We start from the raw sequence: 17,055 nt of genomic DNA, 5'->3' as shown, positions 1-17,055 counted from the left end.
AGCAGAAGACACGCAAGCATACAACTAACCGACAGGTAGCGCATACTTCCTCCTTGTGTAATAAACTAAACACCCGCAAGTGCATGTTAAATATACTATAGAGGTTATTGGCGCTTATGAACACCGTTAAAAACCGGGTAGGGATCGGGTAGGGATCGGGTAGGCTCTATCCGATACTGGTGATTAATAATGACTATTGCTCCGTTGAGATGGACAGATTCTTAAGGTAAGTGTAGAGGTTGACATCCTTATTGTTTATACCAAGCTTCTTTCTGATATTTTTACGGTGTGTCTGAACAGTATCGTGAGTAACAAAAAGCTCATCGGCTATCTGTTTTGTGGAGTAGCCGGTGACAATCATCCTGCATATGCGCTCTTCCGTACGGGAAAGCTTGGCAAAGACCTCCCCTGCATGGTTTTTGGTGCTGTCCTTATCAAGCAGACCGAATATGCTTTCACATATGTCAGAGTAGAGAAGCCCCTTTTCGTTGTCATCCTTCTCCCTGCGGAGGCGCTCCATAAGAGGAAGTATATGGCTTCCCATTTTAAAAAGCATTTCAGAGCGGAGATCATCATCCTGTCCTCTTATGCTTTGGATAATATTCCTGAGAGCAATATTCTTTTCCTCAACATGCTTTTTCTCGTCAACCAGCTCACGCTCCATATCCTTGAGAAACGATATATCTCGGACTATCAGCGAGTAGTAGACGTTTTCATCCACATCAAACCTGTTGAGCGTCACAAACGCTGAAAATCTGCCGCTCATTCCGGTCATCTCCATTTCTCCGTCCCAAGTTTCGGATTCCTTAAGCTGGCGGGTTATACTGAAAAGAAGCTTCTGGTTTCCGGTAAGGAAGAGCTCATTCATGCTGGTTATACAGCTTTGACCGTCCTTCACACCGAACATTCCGCAGGCTTTTTTATTAACTTTCACTAAATTATTCTCTGAATCGAAGATAATTATGCCGTCTCCGGCAGATGAAAAAACAGATTCGAAAAACTTTCTGGAGCCTTCCAGTTCTTCCATCCTTTTCATTACCTCTTCCTCAAGATAGTTCCTTTCGTCCACCATTCCGGTAATATTATGGAATATAAACATATATTCTATAACACCTGTATTAACGCTCCCCAGCGGAATCAGGCGGACGGAGAAATACTGGCTGTCCATGAGGATCTCGTGCCGGGCTTCGCCGTATTTCTTTATAAATGACTGGAGGTTATTTTCGTTTATACCCAGAAACTCCATAATATTGTGCCCTGCCGGGTCTTCCCCGAAGGCGTACTTAGCCCTGAAATTGGAGTCGGTTATTACACCGTTCTCAGCAAAAAATATTATAATGCTGCCGTCTGCCTCCATGATTTTTTCATATCTGCTCTGCGCCACAGTGAGCTTTCTGTTCGCCTCCATGAGCGCTGTGTTTGTGCTTCTGCTTCCAGCGTTCACCCATTCACTGACAACGGCATGCTCCAGAACATCCGCCTTTTTCCTGAAAAATCTCATCAGCTCCGCATAATGCTGATTAAATTCCGCAGATGATTCTTCCACTACGGACTCAAAACATGCAAAAGTTATTTTAAGTACACCGAGGAAGGCGCTCAGAGACATACCGGAGGAGCGCAGTGATGAAGAAATACCCAGAACTCCCTCGAACACAGGGGAACTGTAGGAACTGCCCGCCATAAGCACATTTTCTGGTGCTGCGGGGGAGTCAAAATAACTAAGAAGCTCGTTTATATATCTAAGACGCTCTGACAGCTTTCCGGACGCAATCTCAGAATAGCCCGCTTCAAAAAATGATTTTTCAAGCCTCGCCATTACTATTTCTGATTTGCTTATGATAAAATCTTTTAAGTTGAATTCCATATTAAACGCTTCACTCCGCCTGTTTACTAAAAACGTCCCGGAACCCTTTTGTGTCAACAGGCATTATATACTCCGGACATTTTTACATAAAAAAATTGAAAAAATATCCGAACTAAAATATTATAAAAACATCAACATAGAAAGGACAAGCTTTAGCAACTTGTTCTCTCTCCCCTTACATACAAAACAGCCGGGCACTTAATCGGGGTACCCGGCTGTTTTTATGTCCTCTTTTAAACAGTAATCTATGAATGCCTTCATTGAGGCTGTAAGGTGCTTATCTTTTCTTATGATGATATTAAGGTTCCTTGAAAAATCCGCATTCTTAAAATAGAGCCGCCGGAAAACCCCTCGGCTTATCTCCCCGCTTACAGCGAGTTCCGACAGGCAGCCTATACCCAGCCCGGCCTCCACGGCCTTCTTAATAGCTTCGGTATGCCCCAGCTCCATCTTGATCTTAAATCCAATTCCGGCTTTTGACATTGCAGCTTCAAAAACCTCCCTGGTTCCCGACCCTTTCTCGCGGATTATCCAGACGGGTCTGTCGGGTTTATAACTTTCTTCAATAAAACTTTTCGGAGAAAAAACAGTAAGCCTGTCCTTCCGCCAAAAAAACTCTGTAATTTCATCTTCATCTACAGGACCCTCGGTAAAGCCCAGGTCAAGCTCATGTTCCAGCACCCCGCGGGCAATAACTGCGGTGTTAGCCACTTCCATCACAACTTCGGTATCGGGAAATTTTTCTGCAAAGCCGCCTATGACAAAGGGCATAAGATAATTTCCGATGGTGGTGCTGGCTCCGATTTTCAGCCTGCCCTTTATCTTCCCGTCGCTCCTGAAATTCTCCACCTCTGCTGCCGCCTCAAAGGCTTTTCTGGCAAACGGAAGAAGCTTTTTCCCTGCATCATTAAGAAAAATTTTTCTGGAAGACCTGTCAAACAGCTTCTCGCTGACAGTATCTTCAAACTGGCTGAGCGCCATACTCACCGCTGACTGTGAAATATTCAGCGCTTCTGCCGCTCTGCCCACATGAGAGAAATTCGCAACAGCAAGAAACACTTCAATTTGCCTTAGTGTAATATTCATTCTCTTTTCCTTATTAAAATAATCAAATCATTATATTTTACTTATATTAGTTTTTGCCTATATTTCAAGCATAATCTTAATAACGAGGCAGAGCAATGGCAGAAACACGCATAAACAGCGGATGGATAAAAGGAGTGGGATTTATTGCACTTCTCAGCGCTGCGGCATATCTGGCGGCAGGTGTCCGGTTCATAAAAGAGGCAGGGCTCTCCCCTGTGGTTATCGCCATAATCATAGGGATGGCGGCGGGGAACGCAGGGGGCAGATTTATCCCTTCATCATGGAACAGCGGATTTGCATTCTGTCAGAAAAGAATACTGAGACTTGCCGTTATTCTGTTCGGTTTCCGCATAACATTCACGCAGATAGCAGAAATAGGCGCAGCGGGCATCACGGCGGATGCGGCAATGCTTATATCAACATTTGCCGTCGGCCTGCTGATTGCCCGGCTCCTTAAAATGGACAGAGACACCGCAATTCTCTGTGCCGCGGGAAGCTCCATATGCGGAGCGGCAGCAGTCATGGCGGCAGAGGCAGTGATCAAACCCGAACCGCATAAAACAGCCGCAGCAGTGGGAACAGTTGTGCTGTTCGGGACTCTTGCCATGTTTCTTTATCCTGTTTTTTTCAGTTTTTCCGGCATGACGGCAAACGAATTCGGCATATACATAGGCTCAACCATACATGAAGCTGCTCAGGCCGTGGTAGCGGGGGAAGCGGTTCATGCGCCTGAAACCGCTGTGATAGCAAAGCTTGGCAGGGTAATGCTCCTTGCGCCGTTTCTCCTGATCCTCAGCGCAATGGTGAATAGGGAAAATAAAGTCGCCAGAATACAGATTCCCTGGTTTGCGCTGATGTTTGTCGCGGCAGCAGCGTTCAATACCTTCATTGATCTGCCGCAGGCTGTGCTCAGCGCTGTCAACACAGCAGATACCTTCATGCTGGCAGCAGCCATGGCAGCACTGGGCATAGAAACAAGAGCGGATAAAATTAAAAACGTAGGCGCTGCGCCTCTTGTCTGCGCGGCTGCAATGTTTATATGGCTGACTGCGGGCGGCTATCTTATCAACATGGTTATAATAAATATAACAGGATAAAATGCACTCTCAGTAATCAAGCGTTCAATTAACAGTTCCGAAAAAAGGTTCAGCCGACCAAACTACTGTCAGGCATGAACTTGCACCTGACAACAAACTTAACAGTTTACGCAACGTGCCGATTTCGCCTTGAAAATTCCATGTATTTCAGTAGAATATGAATATTCACATCCAAAAACACAAATGCAGAAGCAGCCTGAAGGCTGACTGCCGTTTTCAGGCGGTGCGCAGTGGTCAATGAATACAGACTGGTCGTATTTAATAAAGATGCGGCAGAAAAAAATGATTTTACTTCTCTTGTGGTTCAGGCCGGGTATGAGCCTGAAAGAATTTTCTCATCCGTTTATGAGCTAGAAAAAGCTTACAGAAAAACATCCCCCTTTGTCATTATTTATCACTTTACCCCAAACTGTTCATGGGAAGATCTCAGCGAACTTCTCAGCTTTTGCGAGCACCGCTCCCTGCCGGTAATAGTCGCAGACAGCAGCGGAAAATATCCGGAACCTGATGAGATTGAGTTTAACCCCAACTACTATATACGTCTCCCTATGGCTGCGGATGTGATCAAAGTTCACCTCAGCCTCGCTCTGAGCTCCATAAACAGGGAGAAAGTACATGAGAGCCACAAAAATAAGCTCCAGCTAGCCATACAGATCCTTGAACTTCTGAACCAGCAGGAATCATTCAAAAATATTACCAGTGACATACTCTTTATCGTAAAGGAATACACAGGGTATGACGAAGTTGCCATCAGGGTTCTGGATGATGAAGGGTTCTCATTTTTTGAGTCGGTAAACCCTGAGGATACCCTGAGCAGCAGGTGCGAAGTTGCATGCGAGAACGAAAACGGCACTCCGCCGGACAGCCGCTGCTCATCATGCATATGCGAGATTGTGCTTAACAAGAGGCAGGAACTCAAAGACTACCCGTTCATGACCTACGGCGGCAGCTTCTGGAGCAACGACCTTCCGGAAACAGTGAATAAGTACCGTGATGTTCTGGAGAGCCTGGGGCTGGTGCACATCGACCTCAACAGCAAGTACCGCTCCCTGGCGCTCATTCCGCTTTCGGCACAGGACAAAGTCATAGGTGCTATGCAGATCTGCTCAAGGGATAAAGGAACCTTTACAGAAGAAATCATCCGGTTTTTTGAGCGAATCAGCGTAAGCATCGGCATCACTCTCTCGAATAAAAAAATGCAGATAAAGCTTGAGGAAAGTGAGAGGCTTCTCACCAAATCACAGAACATTGCAAAAGTCGGAAGCTGGGTGCACAAAATAGACACAGATACTTATCACATGTCTGCTGAGGCCATGAACATCACCGGAGCACCCAGCAACTCAATCAGCCTTCAAAACCTTTTTGAGATAATCCACAAGGATGACAGGGCTAAACTTCTCAGCAAAAGAAACAAGATCAGGGAAGACTTCCAGCCCTACTCCATAGATGTCCGGCTCGTGGTAAACGGTACGGTAAAGTATGTAAATATATCCGCTGAACCTGTGCTCCTCAACGGGAAGTTCACAGAGCTGAACGGCATTATTCAGGATATAACCGACCGCACACTGGCAGTCCTTGAGCTTGAGGAGAACAGGCTTTTCCTTGACTCGATACTTACCGGTATTCAGGCGGCGATTGTGCTTGTTGACCCCGACACGCAGACGATAGTTTACTCCAACGCCACAGCGGATAAGCTGCTTAAAAAAGGCACAGGCCCGCTCATGGGCAAAAACTGCGAGCAGTTCATATGCAGCACAAGAGACACTCCGGACACACATACGGACTACATCATCACACTCGATGACAATACCTTCATACCAGTCAGCAAGTCAGTGCTTCAGGTTAAGTGGCAGGGCAACCTTCATCACGCAATTATATTCTTTGATCTCACCGAGAAAAAAATGCTGGAGCGCCAGCTTGCCATAGCCCAGAAAATGGAGTCCATCGGTCAGCTCGCAGCGGGCATAGCACACGAAATAAACACACCGATTCAGTACATTGGCGATAATACCCACTTCATCAAGGATGTCATGGAAAGCTTCCTGAAATTTTATAACGCCTTTGAAAAGACTCTGGAAGAGACAGATCCGGCAACCAGACAAAAATTTGACATACTCAAGCCGATGCTTGAAATAGACTTTATCAAAGAGGAGGTTCCCCTTGCCCTTGAGCAGACTCTGGAGGGCATTGAAAGGGTTTCCTCCATTGTGCGGGCGATGAAGATGTTCTCTCACCCCGGCGCTGAGGAGCAGTCTATAATTGATATAAACAACTCAGTTCAGAACACGGTGACAGTCGCCAGAAACGAATGGAAATACCATGCGGAAGTGGTGCTGGAGCTATCCCCCGATAACCCTAAAATTCTCGGAAACCCTGTTGACTTTAATCAGGTTCTCCTTAACCTGCTTGTCAACGCCGCCCATGCCATTAAAGAAGCAAATGCGGGGCTGAACAGGAAAGGAACAGTCACCATTACAACCGTCATAGAAAACGGGCTTGCCGTAATCAAAGTCAGAGATACAGGCTGCGGCATACCCCCTTCCATAGCAGATAAGGTATTTGACCCCTTCTTCACCACAAAAGAGGTCGGCAAGGGCACAGGGCAGGGACTGTCCATATGCCACACCATAATCACGGAAAAGCACGGCGGACAGATCTATTTCGAGTCAGTGGTGGGGGAAGGAACAACCTTCTATATTAAAATAAAAGCTACAGAGGCATAGGTTAATGGAAAAATACAGGCTGCTTTTTGTGGATGATGAGCCGAATGTTCTTCAGGGACTGAAACGCATGCTCTTTAAAATGAAGGATCAATGGGACATGCATTTCGCATCAAGCGGAAAAGAGGCTCTTGAAATACTGGAAAAAAGCAGGATTCAGGTTATCATCACAGATATGCTTATGCCCGGTATGAACGGACTTGAACTGCTGAAAGAAGTTTGCAGCACCTACCCGAAGGTTTTCAGAGTCGTTCTTTCCGGGCACTCGGAGCATACTATGCTGGTGGAAGCGGCGAAACTGGCGCACCAGTTCCTCACCAAGCCCTGCAATGCGGACATGGTTGTGGAAACAATCGAACAGGCTCTCAAGTTCCGCCAGATTCTGCACAATGAGGAAGCAAAAAGAATCGTATCGCGCATTTCTATGCTCCCCACCATGCCCGTCACCTTCCAGAGAATAAGCGAAGAGATGTCAAACCCTGATTACTCCGTGGCAGCCATAGCACGCATAGTTGCGGAGGACAGTTCAATGAGCGCCAACATCCTCAAGCTGGTGAACTCTTCCTTCTTCGGACTGATAAACAGAATAACCAGCCCTGAGAAAGCCATAGCACTTCTCGGTGCGGACACCATACGGAGCTTTATAGTTAACGAACATATATTCACCGAAATAAAAACAGGGCAGATAAAATACTTTAACCTCGATCTTCTGCGCAACCACACCCTTCTTGTTGCCAGACTTTCAAAGACCATTTCAAAGCAGATAGGCCAAAGCAAGCAGTATACGGAGATGTCATCAATCGCAGGTCTGCTCCATGACATAGGCAAGGTTGTTCTTATTACTAACTTTAACAAGACATACAAAGTAGTTGTGGACGAAGCCAGAGAGCAGAACAAATCAATCTGGGAGATGGAGAAGGAGATTATCGGTACATCCCACGCCGAAGTGGGAGCTTATCTCCTCAGTCTCTGGGGATTTGACGAGGAAGTCATCCAGGCGGTTCACCTGCACCACTGTCCGAACCTCTCCATTGACGAATCCTCCAGCGTGCTCACATCTGTTTATCTGGGCAATGTTTTTGAGCACAGACTGGTGAAGCTGAACGAGAACTATGCGGTGCGCCTTATTGACGATATATACGTACACAGAATGAACCTCACTGACAAAATGGCGGAACTTGAAAAAACCTGTAAAAAGATATGCGCGGAGGTTTACGGTGAATAACAGGATTCTCTTTGTGGATGATGATCTGAATATTCTGTCTTCATACAAGCGCTCCTTCCGCCTGAAATATGATGTTCATACTGCCTCCTCCCCGGCGGAGGCGCTCCAGATGATTAAGGGAAATGCTTCAAAACCTTTTGCGGTAATAATTTCTGACTTCAAAATGCCGGAGATGAACGGTGTGCAGTTTCTTGCCAAAGCTTATGAGCTCAGTAAAAACACAGTGAGAATGCTGATTACAGGCTATGCCGATGTTGAGACGGCAATCTCCGCGGTGAATGACGGAAATGTGTTCCGTTTCCTCACCAAACCCTGCCCGCCTGACGTGCTGTCCAAAAATATAGATGCCTGCCTTGAGCACCATCAGCTGATTGTAGCGGAGAAGGAGCTTCTGCGCGGCACTCTGCAAGGAAGCATAAAGGTTCTTACGGATGTTCTCTCAATCACAAACCCTGTGGCATTCGGTCAGAGCGAGCGTATCAAGCGCGTGGTTCATCTCATGCTCAGAAACCTCAACATAGAAAACAAATGGCAGATAGAGGTGGGGGCAATGCTCTCCAAACTAGGCTGCGCAGCAATCCCCGCTGAAACGATGGAAAAGGTTTATTCCGGCAAGCAGCTTACTCCCGCGGAGGAGGCTGCCTACTCCGAAGTGCCCAAAGTAGGCGCTCAGCTTATTAAAAACATTCCCAGAATGGAGGTTGTTGCGGAGCTTATAGAAAAGCAGTCATTTACCGAAGCGGAGAGAAGCAAGATCCCCATAGGCGCAAGAATAATCCGCATTATAAACGATTTTGACATACTCTCCAAGGGGGGCACGGACATCTACGAGGCAATACGCCTGCTCAAGGAGAAGCCCGCACTCTATGACATCAAACTTATAGAGATACTCGAAAAGGTTGTCTCACCGAAGGACAACTTCGTACAGCGTTCGCTGTTCATACGGGATCTCAGGGAAGGCATGGTGGTTATGGAGGATATAGAAACCACAGACCGCATCCTCCTTATCAAGAAAGGGCAGGTGCTCAGCGAAGCAAGCATATACCGCCTGAGCAACTACGGCAGATCTGTCGGGGTAAAGGAGCCTGTCAGCGTGCTGATAGAGATAAAATAAGCCGCCCGGAGGCGGCTCAGCGTGCTGATAAAGTCATTTCAAAAGTAAAAAGTCTGTATTTGCATAAATCCTCCCCAGCCCTCCTTTACAAAAGGAGGGTGTTTTAGTTTCGCCTGCAACAACTTCCCCCTTTGACAAAGGGGGACAGGAGGAGGATTTCATTTTATCCCAGTTTCAGTTTTTCCACAGCAAGCTCACGGAGCTTGTATTTCTGTATCTTTCCGCTGGCCGTCATGGGGTAGTCGGTTACCATCTCCACATAGCGGGGAATTTTATAGTCTGCTATGCGCCCCTTGCAGAAGGCATGAATCTCATCCCTTGAAAGACGCATGCCGGGAGTTTTCGGCCGTATGAACGCCATGGTCTCCTCACCGTACTTCCTGTCGGGCACACCCACAACCTGAACATCCTCAACCTCCGGGTGAAGGTAGAGGAACTCCTCTATCTCTCTGGGGTAAATGTTCTCCCCGCCTCTGATTATCATATCCTTTATTCTTCCGGTTATTTTGAAGTACCCGTCCCCGGTCTTCACGCCGAGATCCCCGGTTTTCAGCCATCCGTCATGGCTGTAGGCGTTTCTGGTGGCTTCCTCCATCTTGTAGTAGCCCTTCATAACGTTGTAGCCCCTGCCCCATATCTCTCCCTGAACATTTGCAGGGCATTCAAGCCCTGTTTCAGGGTCAACAACCATCACCTCAGCACCGGGGAGCTCCTTGCCTACTGTTTCACAGCGTTTGTCCACATTGTCTGAGTACATAGTCTGCGTCATTCCGGGGGAGGCTTCGGTCTGTCCGTAAACAATTGTGATGTCCGTCATGTTCATTCGGTCTATAACCTGACGCATCACCTCCACCGGGCATGGAGATCCGGCCATTATTCCGGTACGGAGAGTGCTCACATCAAACTTCTGTTCCTCAAGAAGCTGAAGCATGGATATAAACATAGTAGGCACACCGTGCACGGCGGTGCATCTTTCCTTTTCTATGGACTCAAGAACTGTGACAGGGTTGAAAGTTTCCACAGGAATCATCGCCGCCCCGTGGCTTATACAGACCATTATGCCGAGAACCACGCCGAAGCAGTGGAAGAAAGGAACAGGAATGCAGAGCCTGTCAGCGTTGGAGAAGTTCATCCCCTGCCCTATGGCGTATGCGTTATTGAGTATGTTGAAATGTGAGAGCATCACGCCCTTGGGGAAGCCTGTTGTCCCGGAGGTATACTGCATGTTGATTACATCATGTATATCCAGCGTCTTCTTGACCGCCTCAAGAGCCTCAAAGCTCACTCCCGCGCCGAGTTCATATATTTTTTCATACGGCAGCATACCCTGACGGCTGTCCTCCCCTATGTAGACAACCCTTTTGAGAAACGGAAGGTTATCAAACATGAACTCATTATCAGGATTGCAGTCTTTCAGACCGGGCATTATCTCGTAAACTGTTTCGGTATAGTTGATATTTTTGAAGCCCTCCATCACGAAAAGGTGTGTGGAGTCTGACTGTTTAAGCACATATTCAAGCTCGCTGGTACGGTAAAGAGTGTTAACGGTGACAAGCACTGCGCCTATCTTCGTGCATGCAAAGAGCATGTCTATCCACTCAGGTATGTTGGTGGACCATACGGCAATGTGATCACCCTTTTTCACGCCCATGGCCATCAGGCCTTTCGCAAGGAGATCAGTTTTGTCGTCCAGCTGTTTATAGGTTAGCCTTATGCCGCGGAGGGGATAAATAACAGCCTCATGTTCCGGCTGAGTACGGGCTTTTTCATTAAGAAAATCTCCGAATGTTTTGGTGATCATCTCGAAAGTTGACATTATAAATCTCCTGTGAAAGGGGGTAACCCAATAAATTCAGTCCAGTTTTACCAAATTCAGTTTACCTGTACAACAGAAAATTTAATCCCGGCAGAAAATAGAACACCGCAACCCGCAGGGTTCAGTGACTTCCTCTTCAGCTTTCCCCTTTCCGGGCAGCTTTCTCAGGCGAATACTCCGGCTTGTTTATAATATAAGCGAACCTGCCGGATTCAAGACTGAAACGGAGGCCTCTGTGTCTGATAAGGTAATACAGGCAGACAGCAGTGGCTGAAAAACCGGAAAACGCACCCACCGACATAGCCGCACGGGGGCCGAAATTATCTGCAATCCACCCCACCAGAGGTGCGCCGAGGGGTGTTCCGCCCCAGGCAAGGGCAAAAACTATTGCCATCACCCTTCCCCGCATGGCTGGCTCGGTGGTAAGCTGCACGGTGCTGTTTGCCGTGGTGGTAAACGTCTGCGCCGCTATGCCTATGAGTCCCAGAGCTACGCCGAAAAGCAGGAAATGCGGCATCACGGCGGCAACAACAAACCCCAGACCAAAAACAAAGCTTCCGGCCATCAGAAAACTTATCCTAGGCCGCTCCCGCCGTGCGGAAAGCAGAGCTCCCGCCACAGACCCGACAGCCATCATGGATGTGAGTATGCCGTATTCATGCGCATCGGAATGGAACACCATCACCGCCATAGAGGAAATGAAGATGGGAAAGTTAAGCCCGAATGTACCTATGAGAAAAAACATCAGCATAAGGGTTTTGAGATCAGGCCTGTTGCGTATGTATGATATGCCGCCCAGAAGGCTGCCCTTAACATAATCCGCCCTGACGCTTTCCCTGAGCTCACTTTTCCTGATTATGCTCAAAGAGAAGAGCACAGCGCAGAATGTGGCTGCATTCATAAGAAATACCCATCCGGAGCCTATTGAGGCGATAAGAAAACCCGCCACGGCGGGGCCTATCATCCTTGCTGCGTTAAAAGAGGTGGAGTTAAGGGCAACGGCATTTGAAAGATCCTCCTCTGACACCAGTTCGGAGACAAAGGTCTGCCGCGCCGGAGTGTCAAAGGCTGTCACGCAGCCGAGAAGAAACGCGAATATGTAAACATGCCAAAGCCTGACCAGATCAGTTACCACAAGAATCCCAAGCCCCAGCGCCAGAGCAGCCATGGCCGCCTGAGTGGCAATAAGCAGCCTGCGCCTGTCGAAATGGTCAACTGCAAATCCGTTGACAGGCAGCAGGAGAAGCTGAGGGCCGAACTGGAGCGCCATAACAATGCCCACAGCAGTAGCGTTATTGTCAGTAAGTTCGGTAAGCACCAGCCAGTCCTGCCCCACGCGCTGCATCCATGTGCCGATATTGGACACAAGCGCACCGTATGCCCAGACTTTATAATTAAAAACACGAAGTGAACGGAAAGTGCCTTTCAAGAAAATACGCCCTCTTAAGAGAAAATAACGCCTGCCGCGGAACTGTCCGAAGCGGGCAACTGCTCAGAATAATATTTATGAATAAAAACTTCAAAGTTTTCTTTCTCCCCCATTCCGTAAATTGAATTTAAAAACCGTTTTTTTTCATGTAGTATGTCTGTAATTCGGAGATACACAATGCGTCTGAAAAGCATTATTACGGCAGTGCTTGTTTTTGTTACGGTTTTACCGGTTTTTTTTCTTTTTATTCCGTTCCGGCTTGTTCACTCGGTTTCCGCTGATTCCGAACTGAGAAGCTACGCCGACACAGCAGGCCTTCTGGCAGGGATAATAGAGCAGAAAGGCAGCTACTATAACTCCTTCACCGCAGACTGGGGCAGCAGGGAGGAGACCTATGAGTTTCTCACAGACAGAAACCCGCTGTTCGTAAACACCGGATTTTCGGATTCTGTGTTCAGCCAGATCGGAACCCAGTTCATCATCTTCCTGCTCAGGGACTACTCGGAATACCATTCATCATACACAGAGGACTGCGGGGAGTACGCAGAGGAGCTTGTACGAGTTATCCGCAAAAATAAAAGCGAGATAGAAAAACTGGCATTCAGCAACAGAAAATTCATGATACTCAGCATGCCCTCAGCGGGCAGACCCGTTATGCTGAGCGTGAGTCCGGTAAAAACAGCCAGCCCGGAGCAGCCGGCAGTGGGTTTCGTATTCATGGGGCATGTGCTGGATAAGGAGTTTCTCACAGAGCTTTATTCGGGCTACGGGTTTGAGAGCGGAACATCCAGAGTTAATATCACCTCATCATCAGTGTATGTTAAAGAAGGCATAAACAGCATAAGCTCTGTCGAACTGCTTTCGCCGAGCACCGCAAAAATAAGCCTCACCCTCAAGGAACTCAGCGGAAAACCGCTGCTGAGCCTGTTTTTCCATGTAAAAAGAACAGTTAATACAGACATTAACCGCATTATGCTGATTTCCGCTGCCGCTTACGGAGCCATATCCCTTATCCTGTTCATTGCCGCCATATACGCCATGAAGAGGCTGGTGATAAAACCGGCGGAAAGGCTGGCTGTATTCTCCTCAAAAGCGGCCGAAGGCAAAAATATTATAAAGGAAAAGTCATTTTATATGCCTGCGGAGCTCCGCATCACAGACTCCTCTTTAAGAAAAATAGCTGAAAAGAATGACTCAATGGAGAAGAACCTCACGGAAATTTCAAAGACTGACAAGCTCACAGGCATAGCCAACAGAAGGTTCTTTGACGAAATATTCCTTTACGAGTGGAATCTGGCCAAGAGGATTAAACGCCCCCTCGGTCTTTTGATCGTCGATCTTGACGACTTCAAGCTATACAACGATGACTACGGCTACAGCGCCGGGGACAAATGCATAGCCCGTATGGCAGAGATAATAAAATCCGCCCTTAAAAGAAATACTGACATAATAGCCAGATACGGCGGAGAGGAGTTCATAATCCTTCTCCCCGATACAGATTTGACAGGTTCAGGCAAGATAGCCGAAGATATTCTGAATGCGGTTCGGAACGCTGCTGTACCACACGCGGCAGCTTTCAGGGATAAGATTCTCACTGTGAGCATTGGTCTTTGCTCAATGATTCCAGAAAACGGAGACACAAAGGAAAAACTGCTTCTGGAAGCTGACAAAGCGCTTTACGAGGCCAAGAAAAAGAAAAACTGCTTATTTTCTTTCAGCAGTCTGTAACCTTTCTTTTCCCCTCCCGTTATGGAGACAGAAGAACAAGGAGGCGGACATGAAAAAAATTGTTTCACTAATGGCTGCGGTTATGCTGGTGTTTTCGGCGGCAGGCGTGAGCTACGCAAAAATGGGCGGCGGAAGCGGGAAAGGCGGTTCATCCCACGAATCAGGTTCATCAGGCGGCAGCGGAAAAGGCGGTTCGTCCGACGGCGGGTCATCGAATGATTCAGGTTCGTCCGGGGGCAATGGCGGCTCTTCCCATGAATCAGGTTCAGGAAAGGACTCAGGAGACCATGACGGCAGCAGCAGCGAAAGCGGAAAAAGCCGCGGTGACGGAACAGGGTTCGGCCCCGGTGACGGAACACACCCCATGCCCGGAGACGGAACAGGATTCGGAGCTGAAGAAGACACGGTTCCTGCACCTCAGCCCGTCACTGAATAACACTTTCGCACAGCACGGGGCGGAAAAAAGTTTCCGCCCTGCTGAAAAACCGGGAAGAAAATGAACTCAAACAGATCTCTGCGCAGCTTTTTTGAAGAAAACTCAGGCAGGCTTTTCGGCTATCTGATGAAGCTTTCCGGATGCAGAGAGGATGCGGAAGATCTTTATCAGGAATGCTTTCTTAAATATGCCCAAAATTATCCGGACAATCACTCCCTGCCCCTGCTTTACACTGTGGCAAAAAGCCTCTTTATTGATCTCAAAAGAAAAAGCAGAGTGCATGACGAGCTTACCGAATGCACGGAAAAACATGCTGAAAGCCCTGAGGAGATTTACAGCGGAAAAGAGGAAAACAACATACTGACACGGGCTCTGTCAATGCTGGACGAAGATGAAAGAGAGCTGATATCCCTCTGCTCATCAGGCGGAATGAAGTATGCGGAAATCTCATCAATAACCGGATTGAGCGAAGCGAATATTAAAGTTAAAATACACAGGGCAAGGAAGAAGCTGAAAGAAATAATCTCGGAGAACAGAAAATGAACGGAGAAAAAGAGGTTCTGATAAGCCAGTTCATTGACGATGAGCTGAATCTGGACGAGAAAATAACCTTCGTGCATGAAATAAGAACAGACAGAGCATTTTCGGATGAGGCGATAGAGCTTCTGGAAACTGAAAAGATGCTGAGAACCGAAGAGTTCAAGACCCCGCCTGTCCCTGTCTTCAGCGAAAAACGAAGGAGCTTCCTTATCCCCTTCGGAATATCATCCTTCGCGGCGGCAGCGGCTCTTTTCCTGCTGTTTTTCAGGCTCTCCTCACCGCTTCCCGAACCTGCTCCGGCTCAGGCGCAACACAGGTTCGTGCTTCACATGCCGGAGGCTGAGAAGGTGGAGCTCGCGGGCAGCTTCAGCAGCTGGAAAACCATAGAGATGAATAAGACAGGCTCCTCCGGATACTGGCAGGTTTCCCTTCCGCTGAATCAGGGCGAATACGCTTACTCATTCATAATAAACGGAAGTGAGCGCATCACAGACCCGACGGTGAAGGCGAGGCAGGCTGATGACTTCGGCGGGGAAAACTCAGTGATCAGCATTGGAGACAGAATTTGAAAAAAGCCGTCATGCTTATGCTTATTATTTGCGCCGGATGCTCACAGCACAGTTTCAGCCCTAAGGGCGGAATGCTTCTGGCTGAATTTAAAGTGAAAGATGCCGGACAGGTCAGCTTTTATCACTCATCTGACGGTTTTGCGGAAAATAAAACCGAACTCAGTGACGGAAAATGGAGAGCTTCTGTAAAACAGGAGGAGCACTTCACCTACTTCCTCACTGTTGACGGCAAAGTTTTTCTGCCGGACTGCGGTATGAAACAGCAGGATGATTTCGGCGGAGAGATATGTATTTACGAGAGGAAACAATGAAAAAGCTTATATTCTTCACAGTGGTTGTTCTCTGCGGGTTTTCATCCGCCCTGGCTTCGGATATTTACGATACGCTGACCCAGGCGGCACTGGGTATGCGCGTGGAGAAAGGCTTATCTGAAAAACTCGCCGCGGAAACAAGAAAAAACGGCTATTCGGAAGAATCGGTAAAAATACTTGCGGAAGCTATTTCAGCAGGGAAATACGGCGCTCCGGAGAAATATGCTGAGAAGGTTCTGGAAGGAATCGCCAAGAAAGCGCCCGAAAAAGCGGTAATAAGGGCAGTAGAGCAGATACGCTCGCGGTATGAAGCAGCAGAACGTGTTGCGGTCAAAGCCGGAGTCTCACGCAGTGCGGAAGAAAGCGTCACCGATGCCGCAGCAGACGCTATGACCGCAGGAGCGAGCGAGCAGGGATTAATGAAAACTGCAGCGGCGGCATCAGGCAGAAAAACAGACAAAGACGAGGCGGCAAAAGCGTCAATAATGCTTTACAGAGAGCTGGTGCGTTACGGAGTCTCTGATCCCAGAGCATCGGAAATTGCCGAAAAATCAGCGAAATCAATGGAAAGCGGAGCAATATACAGATACAGAAAGAATTTCATGGAACAGGCCGGACACGCTGACGCGGAATCGCTGGCGGAAAGCATGGGATATGAGATGAGCGGGAGCGGTTCGCATGGAAGCGCAAGCACAGGTGGAAGCGGCAGTTCCGGCGGAGGACATGACGCAGGGTCAGGCGGAAGTTCAGGAAGCGGCGGCTCAGGCGGAGGGGGACATGACGGAGGGTCAGGCGGCGGAAAAGGCCGGCATTGAGAGAGGGTTGTTTAAGCCCTGCACAGAAACCGCCCGCGTCTGACCTGATAACATCAATCCGCACATCCTGCCGGATTGATGTACACGCTCGCGCCTTGCAAAGCAAGGCTTCGCTCCGCGCGGCGCGCTCCTGTCTGTCTTTACTATCCAAAATTTGCCGTCCATGGAAATTTTGGATACACGCTCGCGCCTTGCAAAGCAAGGCTTCGCTGCGCACGGCGGGCTCCTGTCTGTCTTTACTATCCAAAATTTGCCGTCCATGGAAATTTTGGACACACGCTCGCGCCTTGCAGAGCAAGGCTTCG

Annotated in this window: 14 protein-coding genes; 10 read left to right on the top strand and 4 right to left on the bottom strand. The window is 48.1% G+C overall.

What is annotated here, in order from left to right; all coding sequences use genetic code 11:
* Positions 1 to 193 precede the first annotated feature (193 nt).
* Entirely contained in the window at positions 194 to 1,864 is a 1,671-nt protein-coding gene (locus tag OSQ85_RS13070; protein ID WP_265823689.1) for a LuxR C-terminal-related transcriptional regulator, read from the bottom strand.
* Between the two features lie 198 nt (positions 1,865 to 2,062).
* Positions 2,063 to 2,950: a LysR substrate-binding domain-containing protein gene (locus OSQ85_RS13065; RefSeq protein ID WP_265823687.1), complete on the bottom strand. Its 888-nt coding sequence runs from the start codon at positions 2,948 to 2,950 to the stop codon at positions 2,063 to 2,065.
* A gap of 95 nt (positions 2,951 to 3,045) precedes the next feature.
* Between OSQ85_RS13065 and OSQ85_RS13060 the strand changes: the two genes are divergently transcribed.
* The 4 genes from OSQ85_RS13060 to OSQ85_RS13045 all read left to right on the top strand — a co-directional run bounded on the left by OSQ85_RS13060 (position 3,046) and on the right by OSQ85_RS13045 (position 9,106).
* Entirely contained in the window at positions 3,046 to 4,047 is a 1,002-nt protein-coding gene (locus OSQ85_RS13060; RefSeq protein ID WP_265823686.1) for a YeiH family protein, read from the top strand.
* Positions 4,048 to 4,277: 230 nt separating this feature from the next.
* Complete coding sequence (locus OSQ85_RS13055; RefSeq protein WP_265823685.1) at positions 4,278 to 6,770, top strand: ATP-binding protein; 2,493 nt, start codon at positions 4,278 to 4,280, stop codon at positions 6,768 to 6,770.
* 4 nt (positions 6,771 to 6,774) lie between these two features.
* Positions 6,775 to 7,992 (top strand): response regulator, encoded by a 1,218-nt coding sequence (locus tag OSQ85_RS13050; protein WP_265823684.1) that lies wholly within the window; start codon positions 6,775 to 6,777, stop codon positions 7,990 to 7,992.
* A complete protein-coding gene (locus OSQ85_RS13045) occupies positions 7,985 to 9,106 on the top strand; it encodes an HD domain-containing phosphohydrolase (RefSeq protein WP_265823683.1) in 1,122 nt (373 codons plus the stop codon). Before OSQ85_RS13050 ends, OSQ85_RS13045 begins: the two co-directional genes overlap by 8 nt.
* A gap of 163 nt (positions 9,107 to 9,269) precedes the next feature.
* Here the strand turns inward: OSQ85_RS13045 and OSQ85_RS13040 are convergent, their stop codons facing one another.
* Together OSQ85_RS13040 and OSQ85_RS13035 are read right to left on the bottom strand one after the other, a co-directional pair.
* A complete protein-coding gene (locus OSQ85_RS13040; RefSeq protein WP_265823681.1) occupies positions 9,270 to 10,922 on the bottom strand; it encodes an AMP-binding protein in 1,653 nt (550 codons plus the stop codon).
* Between the two features lie 136 nt (positions 10,923 to 11,058).
* A complete protein-coding gene (locus OSQ85_RS13035; protein WP_265823679.1) occupies positions 11,059 to 12,351 on the bottom strand; it encodes an MFS transporter in 1,293 nt (430 codons plus the stop codon).
* A 177-nt stretch (positions 12,352 to 12,528) separates the two neighbouring features.
* Between OSQ85_RS13035 and OSQ85_RS13030 the strand changes: the two genes are divergently transcribed.
* The 6 genes from OSQ85_RS13030 to OSQ85_RS13005 are packed head-to-tail and all read left to right on the top strand — an operon-like array spanning position 12,529 to position 16,750.
* Entirely contained in the window at positions 12,529 to 14,079 is a 1,551-nt protein-coding gene (locus tag OSQ85_RS13030) for a diguanylate cyclase domain-containing protein (protein WP_265823677.1), read from the top strand.
* Between the two features lie 49 nt (positions 14,080 to 14,128).
* On the top strand, positions 14,129 to 14,515 hold the full coding sequence (locus OSQ85_RS13025; RefSeq protein WP_265823676.1) for a hypothetical protein: 387 nt from the start codon (positions 14,129 to 14,131) through the stop codon (positions 14,513 to 14,515).
* Between the two features lie 60 nt (positions 14,516 to 14,575).
* Positions 14,576 to 15,058 carry an RNA polymerase sigma factor gene (locus OSQ85_RS13020; protein WP_265823675.1) on the top strand — a complete coding sequence of 161 codons (483 nt, stop codon included), beginning with the start codon at positions 14,576 to 14,578 and terminating at the stop codon, positions 15,056 to 15,058.
* A complete protein-coding gene (locus OSQ85_RS13015; RefSeq protein ID WP_265823673.1) occupies positions 15,055 to 15,624 on the top strand; it encodes a glycogen-binding domain-containing protein in 570 nt (189 codons plus the stop codon). The genes OSQ85_RS13020 and OSQ85_RS13015 overlap by 4 nt, the downstream gene beginning before the upstream one ends.
* Positions 15,621 to 15,935 carry a hypothetical protein gene (locus OSQ85_RS13010; RefSeq protein ID WP_265823672.1) on the top strand — a complete coding sequence of 105 codons (315 nt, stop codon included), beginning with the start codon at positions 15,621 to 15,623 and terminating at the stop codon, positions 15,933 to 15,935. Before OSQ85_RS13015 ends, OSQ85_RS13010 begins: the two co-directional genes overlap by 4 nt.
* Entirely contained in the window at positions 15,932 to 16,750 is an 819-nt protein-coding gene (locus tag OSQ85_RS13005; protein WP_265823671.1) for a hypothetical protein, read from the top strand. Before OSQ85_RS13010 ends, OSQ85_RS13005 begins: the two co-directional genes overlap by 4 nt.
* The last annotated feature ends 305 nt before the right edge of the window (positions 16,751 to 17,055 follow it).

This window comes from Geovibrio ferrireducens (assembly GCF_026226615.1).
GTDB lineage: Bacteria > Chrysiogenota > Deferribacteres > Deferribacterales > Geovibrionaceae > Geovibrio > Geovibrio ferrireducens.
This window is presented reverse-complemented; position numbering and strand designations above follow the sequence as displayed.